This window comes from Paenibacillus sp. DMB5 (assembly GCF_001517085.1).
Taxonomy (GTDB): Bacteria; Bacillota; Bacilli; order Paenibacillales; family Paenibacillaceae; genus Paenibacillus_AQ.
Map to the genome: position 1 here is coordinate 21,877 of NZ_LRAC01000121.1, position 15,597 is coordinate 37,473.

Annotated in this window: 13 protein-coding genes; 11 read left to right on the forward strand and 2 right to left on the reverse strand. The window is 49.5% G+C overall.

Annotated elements, in window-relative coordinates; translation table 11 throughout:
- Positions 1 to 33: 33 nt before the first annotated feature.
- From argC to argH, 7 genes are all read left to right on the forward strand, one after another.
- Positions 34 to 1,083, forward strand: coding sequence for an N-acetyl-gamma-glutamyl-phosphate reductase (gene argC, locus AWJ19_RS14160; protein ID WP_241781750.1), 1,050 nt, complete (start codon positions 34 to 36; stop codon positions 1,081 to 1,083).
- Positions 1,084 to 1,110: 27 nt separating this feature from the next.
- Entirely contained in the window at positions 1,111 to 2,340 is a 1,230-nt protein-coding gene (gene argJ / locus AWJ19_RS14165) for a bifunctional ornithine acetyltransferase/N-acetylglutamate synthase (RefSeq protein WP_277815809.1), read from the forward strand.
- Between the two features lie 31 nt (positions 2,341 to 2,371).
- The gene (argB, locus tag AWJ19_RS14170; RefSeq protein WP_068724659.1) at positions 2,372 to 3,175 is read left to right on the forward strand and encodes an acetylglutamate kinase; all 804 of its coding nucleotides are present in this window, start codon (positions 2,372 to 2,374) and stop codon (positions 3,173 to 3,175) included.
- A gap of 83 nt (positions 3,176 to 3,258) precedes the next feature.
- Positions 3,259 to 4,545, forward strand: coding sequence for an aspartate aminotransferase family protein (locus AWJ19_RS14175; RefSeq protein WP_068724661.1), 1,287 nt, complete (start codon positions 3,259 to 3,261; stop codon positions 4,543 to 4,545).
- Complete coding sequence (argF, locus tag AWJ19_RS14180; RefSeq protein WP_068724663.1) at positions 4,542 to 5,510, forward strand: ornithine carbamoyltransferase; 969 nt, start codon at positions 4,542 to 4,544, stop codon at positions 5,508 to 5,510. Before AWJ19_RS14175 ends, argF begins: the two co-directional genes overlap by 4 nt.
- A 358-nt stretch (positions 5,511 to 5,868) precedes the next feature.
- Positions 5,869 to 7,104: an argininosuccinate synthase gene (locus AWJ19_RS14185; protein ID WP_068724664.1), complete on the forward strand. Its 1,236-nt coding sequence runs from the start codon at positions 5,869 to 5,871 to the stop codon at positions 7,102 to 7,104.
- A 116-nt stretch (positions 7,105 to 7,220) separates the two neighbouring features.
- On the forward strand, positions 7,221 to 8,636 hold the full coding sequence (gene argH / locus AWJ19_RS14190; protein ID WP_068724666.1) for an argininosuccinate lyase: 1,416 nt from the start codon (positions 7,221 to 7,223) through the stop codon (positions 8,634 to 8,636).
- Between the two features lie 181 nt (positions 8,637 to 8,817).
- On the opposite strand, the gene AWJ19_RS14195 is transcribed toward argH, so the two are convergent.
- Complete coding sequence (locus tag AWJ19_RS14195; RefSeq protein WP_068724668.1) at positions 8,818 to 9,627, reverse strand: alpha/beta hydrolase family protein; 810 nt, start codon at positions 9,625 to 9,627, stop codon at positions 8,818 to 8,820.
- Between the two features lie 117 nt (positions 9,628 to 9,744).
- Between AWJ19_RS14195 and AWJ19_RS14200 the strand changes: the two genes are divergently transcribed.
- From AWJ19_RS14200 to AWJ19_RS14215, 4 genes are read left to right on the forward strand one after another with little or no spacing between them, the layout of a single operon-like run.
- The gene (locus tag AWJ19_RS14200; protein ID WP_082707889.1) at positions 9,745 to 10,350 is read left to right on the forward strand and encodes a prepilin-type N-terminal cleavage/methylation domain-containing protein; all 606 of its coding nucleotides are present in this window, start codon (positions 9,745 to 9,747) and stop codon (positions 10,348 to 10,350) included.
- Positions 10,334 to 10,879 (forward strand): prepilin-type N-terminal cleavage/methylation domain-containing protein, encoded by a 546-nt coding sequence (locus tag AWJ19_RS14205; protein WP_068724671.1) that lies wholly within the window; start codon positions 10,334 to 10,336, stop codon positions 10,877 to 10,879. The genes AWJ19_RS14200 and AWJ19_RS14205 overlap by 17 nt, the downstream gene beginning before the upstream one ends.
- A gap of 15 nt (positions 10,880 to 10,894) precedes the next feature.
- On the forward strand, positions 10,895 to 12,589 hold the full coding sequence (locus AWJ19_RS14210; RefSeq protein ID WP_068724673.1) for a pilus assembly PilX N-terminal domain-containing protein: 1,695 nt from the start codon (positions 10,895 to 10,897) through the stop codon (positions 12,587 to 12,589).
- Positions 12,590 to 12,591: 2 nt separating this feature from the next.
- Entirely contained in the window at positions 12,592 to 12,795 is a 204-nt protein-coding gene (locus AWJ19_RS14215) for a hypothetical protein (protein ID WP_068724675.1), read from the forward strand.
- 83 nt (positions 12,796 to 12,878) lie between these two features.
- On the opposite strand, the gene AWJ19_RS14220 is transcribed toward AWJ19_RS14215, so the two are convergent.
- Positions 12,879 to 15,296 carry a choice-of-anchor A family protein gene (locus AWJ19_RS14220; RefSeq protein ID WP_068724677.1) on the reverse strand — a complete coding sequence of 806 codons (2,418 nt, stop codon included), beginning with the start codon at positions 15,294 to 15,296 and terminating at the stop codon, positions 12,879 to 12,881.
- Between the last annotated feature and the right edge of the window lie 301 nt (positions 15,297 to 15,597).

Consider the following 15,597-nt stretch of genomic DNA (forward strand, 5'->3'; position numbering starts at 1 on the left):
CATTCATGAATGAGTCAGAAAGCGGGGATGACAGTGGCAGGCAAGCTGAGAGCGGCGATAGTGGGATCGACGGGGTATGGTGGCGTGGAGCTGATCAGGCTTTTGCAGAACCATCCGGATATAGAAATTACATCGGTAATCTCTTCATCAAGTGCAGGGGAGCCGATTGAGCTCGGGTTTCCGCATTTGACGGGAATTGTGGAGCGGAAGCTGGATGGCGTTGATCCGGCCGAGATTGCGGGCAGGGCTGATGTAGTATTCACGGCAACACCGTCGGGTGTGAGTGCCAAGCTGGTGCCGCAGCTGCTGGAAGCGGGCCTGAAGGTTGTCGATCTGTCCGGTGATTTCCGGCTGAAGGACGGCGCAGAGTATGAGCAGTGGTATAAGCACACAGCTCCGCCTGCTGAATATCTGGAGCAAGCCGTATACGGGTTATGTGAAGTATATGGTGAACGCGCTGCAGGAGTTGATTTTATCTCCAACCCAGGCTGTTACCCGACCGCTACGCTGCTGGGGCTGATTCCTGCGGTAGAGGCAGGCTGGATCAAGCCGGAGAGCATTATTATCGATGCGAAGTCAGGTATTTCGGGAGCGGGACGCGGGGTGAATCTGGGCGTTCATTATGCTGAGGTCAATGAGAACTTTAAGGCCTACAAGGTTAACAAGCATCAGCATATTCCGGAGATTGAACAGGTGCTTACAGATATCTCTGGTGAAAAAGTAACGGTAACCTTCACAACGCATCTGGTGCCGATGACCCGTGGGATTATGAGCACCATGTATGCCGGGATGAATGGCGCTTATAGTGAGCAGGATTTTGTGGAATTATACCGCAAGTATTATGCAGGCAGAGCTTTTGTGCGGATCCGTGAGGCTGGAGTGCTTCCGGCGACCAAAGAGGTCAGCGGCTCGAATTATTGCGATATCGGCTTCTCCGCAGATGCCCGTACAGGACGGGTAACTATTGTGTCTGTCATTGACAACATCGTTAAAGGCGCAGCAGGGCAGGCGATTCAGAACCTGAATTTGATGATGGGATGGGAGGAAACCCGCGGCCTCGGTTACACACCAGTGTATCCGTAAGGTTCAGCGGTCAAACATACAATGAGCATAAATCAGGCAACATATACCGTCGTGGAGGGCGGAAGCATTACCGCACCAAAGGGTTTCACCTCTGCAGGACTGCACTGCGGCCTCAAAAAAACAACCCGCAACGATCTTGGAGTTATCCTCTGTGAGGTTCCGGCAACGGCTGCGGCTGTGTATACGACGAATGTATTCCAGGCTGCACCGCTTAAAGTAACCCGGGAGAGTCTGGCGGACGGTACCCTGCAGGCGGTAATCGTGAACAGCGGGAATGCCAATGCCTGCACAGGCGAGCAGGGCGAAGCCGATGCTTATGAGATGCGTGCAGCTGCGGCCAAAGCGCTTGGCGTGAACGAACAGAATGTTGCAGTAGCATCAACCGGAGTAATTGGTGAGCTGCTGAAGATGGACCGTGTGCGTACCGGGATTGCCGGACTGCCGGAGAAGCTGGATGGAGGCGCCGCAGGAGCGGAGGAGTTCAGCCAGGCTATTTTAACAACCGATCTGGTGAAAAAAGAATGCTGCGTCGAAGTGCTGGTAGGCGGAGAAAAAGTAACGATTGCCGGTGCGGCCAAAGGCTCGGGGATGATTCATCCGAATATGGCCACGATGCTGGGCTTCATGACGACGGATGCCCTGATTGACGGGGAAGATCTGCAAAGCTTGCTGCGTACCGCTACTAATACTACTTTTAATATGATCACAGTTGACGGAGATACAAGCACGAACGATATGCTGGTGACGATGGCCAGCGGCCTGGCCGGAAATGATAAGCTGACGCGTCTGCATGCGGACTGGGATGCTTTTGCTGCGGCGTTTACCCATGTGTGCCGGCACTTGGCGAAGGCGATTGCCCGGGACGGCGAGGGTGCGACCAAACTGATTGAGGTGCAGATCAGCGGTGCGGTGCATGATGAGGCTGCGGGTGCGATTGCGAAGACGGTGGTAGGCTCGAGTCTGGTGAAATCGGCGATTTTTGGGGCGGATGCCAACTGGGGCCGGATTATTGCTGCCGTTGGACGCGCAGGTGTTCCGGTGTCGCCGGAGAACGTGGATATAACGCTTGGCGAGATAGCGGTGCTGCGCCAGTCGCGGCCGGTGGCTTTTGATGAAGAACAGGCTCTGCATTATCTGCAAAAGACCGATACGGTTCTGATTACCGTAGCTCTGTCTGACGGCGAAGGCAAAGCTACAGCCTGGGGCTGTGACCTCACTTATGATTATGTGCGGATTAATGCGGCATACCGTACCTAAAACGCGGTTCCATAAGGAGGATATCAAGAAAATGACGGAGCAAAAGATAGAAAAGCTGTTTGTGATGAAATGCGGCGGGAGTACGCTGGCTGCGCTGCCGGATTCTTTTTTTGCGGATTTAAGAGAGCTGCAGGCTAGCGGGATACAGCCTGTGATTGTACATGGCGGCGGACCGGCAATTTCCGATAATCTGGCGAATCTGGGGATTGAGAGCAGTTTTGTGAACGGACTGCGGGTGACCACAGAGGAAGTACTGGATGTTGTAGAGATGACGCTGGCCGGAAGCATCAACAAGGCGATTGTCCGCAGAATCCAGGGCAGCGGCGGGCAGGCCCTTGGCTTGTCCGGTGTGGACGGCAATCTGATACTGGCACAGCCTGTGGCCAACAGCGATGTAGTAGGGCAGGTCGGCGAGGTTACGGAAGTAAAGGCGGAGATCATAAAAGGGATTCTGGCACTCGGCTACATTCCGGTTATCGCACCTATAGGTGTAGATGCCGGGGGGCAGCGTTACAATATTAATGCGGATACGGCGGCTGGGGCGGTGGCTTCTTTTGTTGAGTCACCTTCGATGATTGTGGTCACGGACGTTCCCGGTATTATGCGCACCATTGATGGTGAAAAGGTCGTACTTCCATCGGTTACAGTAACACAGATTGAAGAGCTGATTGCCAGCGGTGAAATTTACGGCGGGATGATCCCCAAAGTGCGCGCGGCGATGGACTGCATTCAGGGCAGTGTGTCCGAGGTTGTCATCGTAGACGGCAAAGAGCCTCAGGTGCTGAGCCGGGTGCTGGGCGGGGAGAAGCTGGGGACGAAAATTATCCGTTCGTAGCAATGGGAGTTCAAGGCTAGGTATTATTCAAAATATAGCGCTGCCGGCTTACCGGAAGCAGCATGGTGGGAGAGTGACTAAGAATGAGTGAGCTTACACAGGCGGAAAAAGATTCTTTAACAGGGGCTGCGGATACCCGTTCAGGGGAAACGAAGGTTCAGGAGGCTGCTCCTGCCAAGCTGAGTGCGGTATTCCCGTCTTATGCCAGATATGATCTGAGTCTGGTTAAGGGCAAGGGCAGCTGGGTCTGGGATGATCAGGGCAACAAGTACCTCGACTTCATGTGCGGGCTGGCAGTAACCAGTCTGGGACACGCTCCCGAGAAGGTCGGCGAGAAGCTGAAGGCGCAGGTTGATACGCTGTGGCATGTCTCGAACCTGTTCCACATTCCGGGACAGGACCGGGTTGCAGCGCTGCTGACAGGCAACAGCTGTGCGGATCAGGTCTTCTTTTGCAACAGCGGTGCGGAGGCGAATGAAGCTGCGATCAAGCTAGCCCGCCGTTATCACCAGAAGGTGAAGGGCACAGGCCGTTATGAGATTATTACATTTGAGCAGTCCTTCCATGGACGTACTCTGGCGACGCTGACAGCCACGGGACAGCAAAAGGTAAAAGAGGGCTTCCTGCCGCTCCCGGAGGGCTTTAAGACGGTTCCTTTGCATGATCTGCCGGCGCTGAAAGCAGCGATTACAGATAATACTGCAGCTATCATGCTTGAGATGATTCTGGCTGAAGGCGGCGTGCTGGAGGTGCAGCAGGAATTCCTCCATGCTGTGGTTGAACTATGCAACGAGCATGGCCTGCTGCTGATCGTCGATGAGGTGCAGACCGGCATGGGCCGTACAGGCAAGCTGTTCGCACATCAGCATTATGGCATTGAGCCGGATATTTTCACCCTGGCTAAAGGCGTAGCCAGCGGGTTCCCGGCGGGCGTTATGCTGGGCAAAGGTTACCTGCGCGAAGCGTTCAGCCCGGGCAGTCATGCCAGCACGTTCGGCGGCACGCCGCTGGCGGCAGCGGTGATGGAAGCGACGATTGAGACAATGCTGGAAGACGAACTGCCGCAGCGCGCTGAAGAGATGGGTGAATATTTGCGAGGCCTGCTGAGAGAGAAGCTGGCGGATACGCCGTTTGTGAAGGAAGTGCGCGGCAAGGGCCTCTTAATTGGGATCGAATGCACCGAGCCGGTAGGCGATATAGTACTGGCCGGACAGAAGCAGGGACTGCTGTTTGTGCAAGCCGGACCGAACGTGATCCGGCTGCTGCCTAATCTATATGTGAGCCAGGATGAGATCGGCCAGGCGGTGGACATTCTTGTTCCGCTCATTCATACTTATGCTAACAAAGGAAACGGGGAGGCACATTCATGAGCCAGAGTGTACATAGCGGGAAGCTGGCGATTGCAGAGCAGCTCAAAGGCCGTGATCTGCTGGAGCTGAACGATTACAGCCCGGAAGAAATCACGTATCTGATTGAGCTGGCTATCGAGCTGAAGAAGAAACAAAAGAACGGCGAGGTTTACCAGCCGCTTAAGGGCAAGACGATCGGACTTATTTTTGAAAAATCCTCGACCCGTACACGCGTGTCCTTCGAGGTAGGCATGTATCAGCTCGGCGGCCATGCGCTGTTCCTGAGCAAAAATGATATCCAGCTCGGCCGCGGCGAAACCGTTGGCGATACAGCACAGGTAATGTCCCGTTATCTAGACGGCATCATGATCCGCACCTTCGGCCATGATAAGGTTGAGGAGCTGGCGCGTTATGCTTCCGTGCCTGTAATCAACGGCCTGAGCGACCTGGCACACCCTTGTCAGGTGCTGGCTGACTATCAGACTGTATATGAACACAAAGGCAAGCTGAAAGGCCTCAAGCTCGCTTACATTGGCGACGGCAACAACATGGCCCACTCCCTGCTGATCGGCGGCGCCAAGCTGGGCGTTCACGTCTCGGTTGCCGGGCCGGAGGGCTACGAGCCTGACCCGGCTGTCGTTGCTGAGGCGCGTGAGATTGCTAAGGAGACAGGCGCGAACATCGTCATCACCCGCAGCCCGCAGGAAGCAGTTCAGGACGCTGATGTGATCTACACCGATGTCTGGGCGAGCATGGGCTTCGAAGCGGAGCAGCTGGCGCGTGAAGCGGCATTTAAGGACTATCAGGTCAACGAGGAGCTGGTAAAAGGCGCTAAGAGCGACTACCTGTTCCTGCACTGCCTGCCGGCCCACCGCGAGGAAGAGGTCAGTACGGGCGTAATCGACGGCCCGAACTCGGTCATCTTCGACCAGGCTGAGAACCGCCTGCATGCACAGAAGGCGCTGATGGCTGCTTTGATGGGCTAAAGAAATTGCAGATTTGAACCTGCAAAGGCCGTAGAGGTCTTATACTATATAAAAACACTATATAGGATGAGGTTGGAATATTACGCGTTATAATTTCGGTGCTAAGCAACGGAGTGAAGTTTGGAACTGTAGGAGCGCTAGCGTTCGCCTAAAAGCTTTTCGTAGAAAAGCTCACTTCGGAAGCATAACCAGTCTTCGGATTTCTACCGCTGTATAGCGGTTCAAATCAGGAAATCTGAGACAACAGCGACCGGAAGTCCAAACATTCACGCAGCTTGCGTCCGGGCACCGGAGTTATATTAGCTGTTATTTCATAAATCCATCCCATACCCCCACACTGAAAGGAAGTTGCACCCCCATGCCTAAAGAAAAAATTGTACTCGCCTATTCCGGCGGGCTGGATACCTCAGTCATTCTGAAATGGCTGAAAGAAACCTATGATGCAGAGATTATTGCCTTCACAGCCGATATCGGCCAGAAGGAAGAGCTGGACGGCCTGGAGGAAAAAGCGCTGGCTACCGGCGCATCGAAGGTCTACATTGATGATCTGCGCGATGAGTTTGCGAGTGATTTCATCTATCCGATGTTCCAGTCGGGCGCTTTGTATGAAGGCCAATATCTGCTCGGCACCAGTATCGCCCGTCCGCTGATTGCTAAGCGTATGGTGGACATTGCGATCGCGGAAGGCGCTACAGCAATTGCCCACGGCGCAACCGGCAAAGGCAATGACCAGGTCCGCTTCGAGCTGAATGCGGCGGCGTTATCGCCGAACATCAAGGTGATTGCACCTTGGCGGCTGGAAGAGTTCCGCAACCAGTTCCCGGGCCGTGCGGAAATGATCGCCTACGCTGAAGCGAACGGCATTCCGGTACAGGCTTCGGCTGCGAAGCCGTATTCCATGGACCGCAACCTGCTGCATATCAGCTATGAGAGCGGCGTGCTCGAAGATCCTTGGTTTGACCCAAGTGCTCCGGAGAACAAAGAAATGTTCCTGCTCAGTAACGCTCCTGAGGATGCTCCGGATGAAGCAGAATACCTTGAGCTGGATTTCCTGAAGGGGAACTGTGTAGCCTTGAACGGTGAAGCCTTGACTCCGCTGCAGGTAATGGAGAAGCTGAATGAACTGGGCGGCAAGCACGGAATCGGACGTGTGGATATGGTCGAGAACCGTTTTGTCGGCATGAAGAGCCGCGGCGTCTATGAGACACCAGGCGGAACCATTCTGTTCACCGCACACCGCAAAATGGAATCCATCACGATGGACCGTGAAGTGATGAACCTGCGTGACAGCCTGATCACCCGTTACAGCACCCTGGTGTACAACGGATTCTGGTTCGCTCCTGAGCGCCTTGCGCTGCAGGCACTGGTGAACGAGAGCCAGAAGAACGTAACTGGTACAGTACGTGTGAAGCTTTACAAAGGCAACATCATCGGCGCCGGCGTGAAATCACCGGTCAGCCTGTACAACCCGGATATTGCTACAATGGAAGCCGATCCGACACAGGCCTATGATCAGGGTGATGCAACAGGCTTTATCCGCCTGAATGCACTGCGGCTGAAGGTTTCCTCCGGCGTAGCAGAGTCCAATAAGTAGAATATTTACCGCTCAGCGGTTTCATAACAGAACATAACATAAGCGGACACCAGAAGGCCGTTCCTCCGACAGGACAGGAGCGGCCCTTCTATCGTCCATTAGAGGAGGCATATCAGGTGAGCAAGCTTTGGGGCGGCCGGTTTACAAAAGGAACAAACAAGCTGGTGGAGGAGTATACAGCATCCATCGGATTCGATAAGGCACTGGCCGAGGAGGATGTGCAGGGCAGTCTGGCCCATGTCACGATGCTGGGCAAATGCGGGATTTTGCCGCAGGAGGATGTTGAGACGATCAAAGCCGGACTGAACAAGGTGCTGGAAAAGGTTCGTGCAGGCGAGATTGAATTCTCCGTAGCGGATGAAGATATTCACATGAATATTGAAAAGAACCTGATCGAGGAAGTGGGTCCAGTCGGCGGTAAGCTGCATACAGGACGCAGCCGCAACGACCAGGTGGCGACAGATATGCATCTGTATCTCCGCAACCGGGTGGTCGAGTTCGTTGGCCTGCTGCATGAACTGCAGGAAGCCCTGATTGAACAAGCCAAAGACAATGTGGATACGATTGTTCCGGGCTACACGCATTTGCAGCGCGCACAGCCGATTCTGTTCGCTCATCACTTGCTGGCTTACGTGTCGATGTTCCGCCGCGATGCGGAGCGCCTGACAGACAGCTACAAGCGGATCAACGTGCTGCCGCTGGGCGCGGGGGCGCTGGCCGGAACGACGTTCCCGATTGACCGTCATTTTGTGGCGGAGCAGCTTGGCTTCGACAGTGTGTATGAGAACAGCCTGGACGCTGTCAGCGACCGCGACTTTATCGTCGAGTTCCTGGCTAACTCAGCCCTGATCATGACCCACCTGTCCCGGCTCAGCGAAGAGCTGGTGCTGTGGAGCAGCACCGAGTTCAGCTTCGTGGAGCTTGACGATGCGTTCTGCACCGGCAGCAGCATTATGCCGCAGAAGAAAAACCCGGACGTACCCGAGCTGGTACGCGGCAAAACAGGCCGTGTCTACGGTAACCTGATCGGCCTGCTGACTGTGCTTAAATCGCTGCCGCTGGCTTACAACAAGGATATGCAGGAAGACAAGGAAGGCATGTTCGACACAGTAGCTACGCTGACAGGCGCACTACAATTGTTCGCTCCAATGATCTCCACCATGAAGGTGAATAAGGGCCGGATGCGTGAAGCAGTCAACACCGACTTCTCTAACGCGACCGACATCGCTGACTTCCTGGTAGGCAAAGGTCTTCCTTTCCGCCAGGCGCATGAGGTCATCGGCAAGACCGTGCTCTACTGCATCAACGAAGGCAAATTCCTGCTCGATCTGACCCTGGATGAATTCAAGCAGTTCTCCCCGCTGTTCGATGATCAGATCTACGCTGTTCTTCAGCCTGAGGCTGTAGTGAACGCCCGTAACGTTTACGGCGGTACAGCGACTGTACAGGTCAAAGCGGCCATTGAGCGCGCCGAGGCTTCCCTGCTTGAAGCGGGTAAGTGGGTAGCGCAGCATACGGGAAGCGCTGAATAAGCAGTTTGTCCAAGGCTTTGCAGAACGGGATCATTCAGACTGAAAACCAAAAAGACTGTCCTCACCGCTGTTATGATATGCGGAAAGGGCAGTCTTTTATTATGAAAGAGCCAATCGAGTTCGAGTGACTATTTGCCGCTTTAGCCTTCTGTATACGCTACCAGAAATAATAATGCTCGTCCTATATACTCCACAAATCGGAGGATGATTTGCCTAGCGGCAGCCACTTCAGCACATCCTGGATTTTGGCATCCCAATAACCCCACTCGTGCTCGCCTGGACCTTCTTCATAGGTTAATGACAATGAAGTTTTGTCGCAGGCAGCACGGAACACCTGATTGTCCTCATACAAGAAGTCTTCGGTGCCGCAGCACTGGTAAAGAAGCGGCTTAGGTCCCGTTGACTTGTCTACCTCCTGAAGCAGCCACAGCAGATCATCCGGAGTGCCGGCGATGTCCGCATTACCGAAGATCCTCGCGTACTCTTGGGACCTCTTGGCAGGGTCCTCCGGGTTCATGTAATGATGCGCCATATCGAGCGCCCCCGACAGACTGGCAGCAGCGGCAAAAGCCTCCGGCTTGCGCAGTCCCAGCTTCATCGCCCCGTAACCGCCCATGGAGAGCCCTGCCACGAAGTTATCCTCACGCTTCGAGGAGAGCGGAAAGAACGAGCGGGCGAGCGCCGGCAGCTCCTCGCTAATGAAGGTCCAGTACTGACCCCCGTCTGCCATATCCGTATAAAAGCTCCGGTGCACCTGCGGCATAACCACAGCGATGCCCAGCTCAGCTACATAACGTTCTATCGAAGTCCGGCGCAGCCAGATCGAATCATCATCCGACAGGCCGTGCAGCAGATAGAGCGTCGGGTGAAGCCCCCCTCTTTTTACATTATTGAGTCCGATTTGTGTAGTCGTCTGCTGCGGCAGTATCGCCGTCATTGAGGTACTGAGGCCAAGCACATCCGAATAAAATCTGCATTCTATCAGAGCCATTGTCATTTCCTCCTTTTAGCACAAATGATAGCATAGCGCATAGCCGATATATAGAGTAGAAATCGCTGGAATTATTATGTCTAATAGGATTGCTGGGTTAAGAGGGGAAAGAATATAATGGAATCAGGAATAATAGATTCGGAATGTGCAAGTGCGAAAGCTTTGCAGAGTGAGGGGCGAAAAGGCAGGATGAAAGATCGTCTTAAGCAGGAACAAGGATTCACACTAATCGAAGTGCTGGCGGCAATTATCATTTTGTCGATCGTATCTCTGGTGCTAACGTCTTATTTTACCAATGCGATGTCATACGCCAAAGCCAACCAGAACAAGACGATTATGGTCAATCTGGCGCGCAATGCGCTGTTTTATGCGGAGAAGCAGGATTTTGATAAGTGGAAGGCTTATTTTACTAAGGTAGAAAACAATAATAAGCTTGAATGCTCGGCCACCGGGACTTCTTGCACGACATATAACAATATGGTTGATGACACAAAAATATTAGAAGCTGTACTGAATCCTTACATTAATAAAATTCAATATCACATTCAGATTGTCTACCAGCAGAAAACGCATAAGGAAATGCCTACCAGTAAACCGGATTTTGATAAGGATATCTCGCCTTATTTGCTTCCGGTTGAGGTCATAGTGTGGGACTCGAAAGATACTGCCAGGACGAAACAAACCGTTGTGGAGGGATACATTACAGATGAAAAAATTCGTTAACCTCCTCCGCCGCGAACAGGGACTGACTTTGATTGAGCTTATAGCAGCTATAACCATTTTTGCGATGGTATCCGGACTGATCTATGCGGTAATGATGTTTGGAATGCGCTCCTTCAATCAAGTAACTACTGAGAATAAGTTAAGGGACGAAGGCGATCTGCTGATGTCAGCTGTTATCAATGAAATGTACACCTTTGGTGCCGAAACGGTGACCGCTTCAGCATATGAAGTTAACAGTAACCAGGAAATTATAAGCAGTTCAATTAAGTTGCAACGAGATGGTACAGGTGGCGCTTGGGAGACTATTAGTATTAAGGATGAGAAGCTGTCTATCGTGAGGTCGGATGACACAAATGCAGATTCTATGACTTCTGTAACCTCAAGGCTGACTCCCGGATCAAGTATTGTTTTGCAATGTGGTAATACAGGCTCTTGTAGCAGCGGCTTAATTCATATTAATCTCAATCTTCTGAAAACATATGGCGGCAAAGATTATACATTAACTTTAGAGAGTACATTCGGGTTCTAGGAGGACAGCATCTAAATGATAGAAATACCATCGGACAGACCGTCTTGTTTTAAGAGGCTTATAAAAAAAATTAAGCATGAAGAGGGCTCGGCGCTTGTATTAGTTATGTTTTTGGTGCTTATGCTGACAATCCTTGGTCTGGCTGTTATAGGAGCCACAATAGGCGGAGCTCAGATTACTGAAACTCGCGAGAGTGATGTACAGAGTCTGCATTTGGCGCAAAAGGGTCTGGACGAAGCAACGGCATATATACAATCACAGCTTAAGGACGTTGAAGATATTGATCCGGATACGCTGGAAGGGATCTTTAGCTCTTTGGATAAAAAGAACCTTAACGTCACAACTGAACTGGGTACACTTCCACTCCATAATACAGCCAGCGGCGAAATTCAAGAGATTAAGTATTCGGGAAAAGAGTCTATTTCACCTATAGATGATAAGTATCTACAGTCCCGCAAATATTATATCGATGTGACTACATCGGCAGTAGTCAACGGAGTGACCCGTAAGCTGCAGCAGCGGATCACCCTCGACAGCTATCCTGATTTTCTGAAATATGCCTTTGGCTCGGGTGAAACGTTAAGGCTTAACGGCGCCCCATTGCTGAGGGGAAATATTTATGCTGGCAAACAGCTAGTAATTACTGATACAGCGGATTATACGTACAAAGGGTTCTCACATCACCAGCCGTCTGTGTATCCAACAGTAATGCAGCAGGCCGGTTCAGCAGAAGCAAGCGGTGAAATACATGTCCAGTCCTGGGATAGTATCCTATATGCCAACGGCTCAGCTCCCCCATCAGGAGTATCACCGCTAACTCCACTTAAGATGGGAAATACCAAGGCACTCAATGATATCCTTAGCGTTACGGCCGATAAAGTAAGAATCAAAGAACAGAAAAAGTTTGTTGAAATTAATGTGGAAGAATCCTTTTGGGACAAAGTATCCGAGGCGTTGGGTACTGATGTAAGAAATGAGTTGCGTGCACGTTATGTGAAATCGGCAGACGGGCAGGCAAAAGCGCAAACCAATCTGAATGCCTGGCTTAAACTATATAACGCAGGTTCTTTTGCTCATCTGAAAAAGCCGGATTTTCCGGCTAAAGCTCCAATAAGTGCAGATGCTACGGACGAGCAGAAAAATAAAATAGAAGCAGACTATCAGAAAGCAGTGGACGACTATCATGATATTCTAAATACTCAGCTCACTAATTTAAGCACATCGGCAATATATGATAACACTTTGCAGGTAGATAATGTGGATTATAAACAAATCACATTTTCCTCTGAGGCTAAGCAGGGTTCAAATAGTATTAATCCGAAATGGCTGATTATTGCCGGTGATTTGATTATTGATAATTTCAAACCTGACTTTCTGAAGGTTAAAGGCAATATTCTGGTTACCGGGAATTTGATCATCAGAGGCAATGTAGAGTTCGATGCGACGGTGTTTGTTCTGGGGAAGACAACTGTTGAAGATGCGAAGATTCACGGTTTAACCGAAGGTGGAAATGAAAAGGAGTTATTGGTAATTTCTAAACATGAAATACTGATTACCCGGATTGACTCTTTTTCGCAGCAGGTTAGCGGTCAAGGCCAGAATGCAGCTGATGAGATGAAAGCCTTTTTCTACACAGACACAGAGGGAATGTTGTATGGTGTGGGGTCTAAATTTTGGTTGAACGGCGGTTTTTTGCAAAGGGGAATTTGACTGTGAATGCAGTAGTTGGACAAGTTGATCCGCCTGATGCTGCGAATGTAAGCGTAGGTTTTACCTTTGTGACGCCACAATCGAAGACTATAGATGCCAGATTTATTATAGATTATAACTACAAGATTTATGCTGATCAGCAGGCGAGCCTTCCGCGGGTTAAGGGGGTAAGCATGAGTGTCAGTCCGATGAAATTAGTGAAGTAGCACATAGTTCTGCCTGATTAGCAAAAAGACCGCTCTGGATGAATAATATCCGGAGGCGGTCTTTTTTGATTTCAGATAGAAGATTAGTATAAATCTCCGTTTGGTGGAGTATTTACTTTAACTCTAATTGTTGCAGTGATAGGAGAGGTTGTACCGGGAGGGGCGTACGAAACAGTAGCCAACACGTTTTCTCCTTTTTGAATACCTCGTATAATACCTTTTCTTTCATCGGTAGGGTTGCTGTCAAAATTAGCGATATGTGGCATATTGCTAGTCCAGCTGAACTGGTTTTTGATATCATCAATGTTCATTTCACTAGGAGTAGCATGGAGCAATCTGTTAAGATCCAACTCCTGACCCACATTAATTTCTATTTCGCCAATAGCGCTCAACCCGGTTAAGCTAAACGGAATAATATTAACTGTACGGGTCTCGGTAATTCCGCCAGCCTCTACTGTAATGACAACACCGTTATGAATCTGTTTACCAGTAAGTGTGTATTTGGTGTTAGTTGTATCGCCTGAAGCTTTGCTTAGAGTCGCATATTGCTCATCGCTCTTTGTAATGCTCCAGTTAATTACGGAATTAGCCGGTATGTTTCCTGTGGTTAGTGTGAAGTCTTTGGTTTTAGTAACAAAAATATTATCAGGACCGTCAATAGTCAGCGATCTAACGGAAATGATTTTTTCAGCAATAGTCTCTACCTTCAGATTCGAGCTGTTGACTTTAACGATGACTTTATAATCGCCAACTTCTGAAGTATCAAGTACCTTCTGAGTGTTATCAGTTCCATTCTTTAGCTTTGATGCTGTAACATCTTTCCCATCTTGAGTAACGATCCAGGTGTAAGTAATGTCCTTTTCTGTTGCAGGTCCCGTATATATAGCTTTTAGATCGGTTTTTGTACCAAGTTTGACGATACTTTCGCCTTGCAAGGTCAGAGTTCTTGGCGTGTTGTCTACAGGATCGACAACGGTCACAGGGTCGAGATCAGGGAATGTTATTGTAACGATCGGCGGTGCTGTTGGCACAGGTGTTGGAGTTGCCGTCGGCGTTGCAGTAGGAACGGGTGTTGCTGTAGCAGCAGGTTTTGGAAGCTCCGTGTTATAGGCGTAATAATCAATTAATGAAGATGCAGTTAAATTTTCTGCGATGACATTCCCGTGAATTTGTCCTCCATTAGTGAAGTTAATACTTGCAAGCGGAGCAATTATACTTCCCGAAACTTCGGTATTTTTAAATTCAATAGAAGTTGCATTCGGAAAGTTGTAAATCACTTGTTTTGCGGTTACACCTGAAGGCAAAATGAAGCCCTTGTTAAAAACGATATTGGTATCCAGAAAGTTATAAAGAATTGTCTTAGCATTTTTAACATTATCGAGATTAGTCCAATTAATGTTATTGAATTCTGAATTTTTAATATCAAACACAGCTGTTGAACTATTACTTGTTAAATAAAGCCCGCCATATTGTGGGAAGGTTGTACCGTTTGCCTTAATTGACGCAAGCGAGTTTGAAAGATTCTTGTAATAAATCCGGGCCTCTTTAAAGTCCTCTGGAGTTATAAGCACACCATAGTCAACCGTTGCCCCAGCGGGGATAGTCCCAATTTTAATTTTATTTCCGCCGTATAATATGCTACCGCTAACAGTCCCCTCGCGAAAGTCAATGTCTTTGCCGGCGATAACGGCATATTTCGTATTCATTTTTGTCTTTACGTTAATCGTCATCCGGTTCAAAATCACATTCCCGCCAGAAGCTAAGGTCCCGCCAATGTCCCCCCCACCGTACATGCTAGTATCTCCGAAGATAAAAGCATTGTAATCTCCAGCAATACCCAGTGGTGAAGATGACGAGGATTTGGAGGGATCAAAGGTAGATGCCGGACCAGTTGGCGTCGGTGTTGAAGTTGCCGCTGAAGTGGAACTTGTAACATTAGAAAGAGGCATATCTGTATATTTTAATGTTGCACTCTTAAATATAAGTTCTGTATTAACCACAGGAGTGAAAGGAATATTCAATGAAATAATTCCTTGTGTTTCTGCGGGTTCAGCTATAAAAGCTTGCTTCTCTGATTTCCAAGTATATGCAATGTCACTTAGGCTACCAGTTAAAATGAGGCCTGTATCTATTGTCCCGCTAATTGTAAAGCCAGTCGGAAGGTCGGTAGGTAAAACGTTAATTTGCGCAGGAAGCCGTTCTTCAAAACGGATATCGGAAACTGTTTTCTGGAGTACAGAAGGTGTAGTCGAACTTGGGACTGGTTGTGGAGTGATTGTATATTTTAAATTGTATACTTCACCACGTGTAATCTGATTAGTGACTGTTTCACCAGCGGTATTAGTGATTGACCGGGCTAAGCTAAGATTTGCGTTAACGATAGTACCTGTTGTCTGATCAGCAAAAACGTCAACTACTAGATTGCGAAGCAGTAGTACAAGCAGCATCACCAAGGCCAAGCCTGAAACAAAATATAACCTTTTCTTCTTGATACGCTTCATGTTCATCTCTCCCTGGCCGATATATAATTCATGCTTTCTGTCAAAAGTGAATGCATTATGTCATTTAATGGATGTATGTGGAGGGTGTTTTCATTGTAAAAAGTACCAATCTATGCTATATATCATTCTAGGACATATTTAGTAGATAGGCAATTAAAAGATATGCGTATTTTGCTGGAAAGTGAGACTAAATAACTATTAAATTTGAAATATTTTTACAATATACATAGGTTTAATTAAGCAGGACTGCCGGACGGGTCCGGGAGAGGCTGTATACGACAAAATTTAAGCGCTCTGGAGT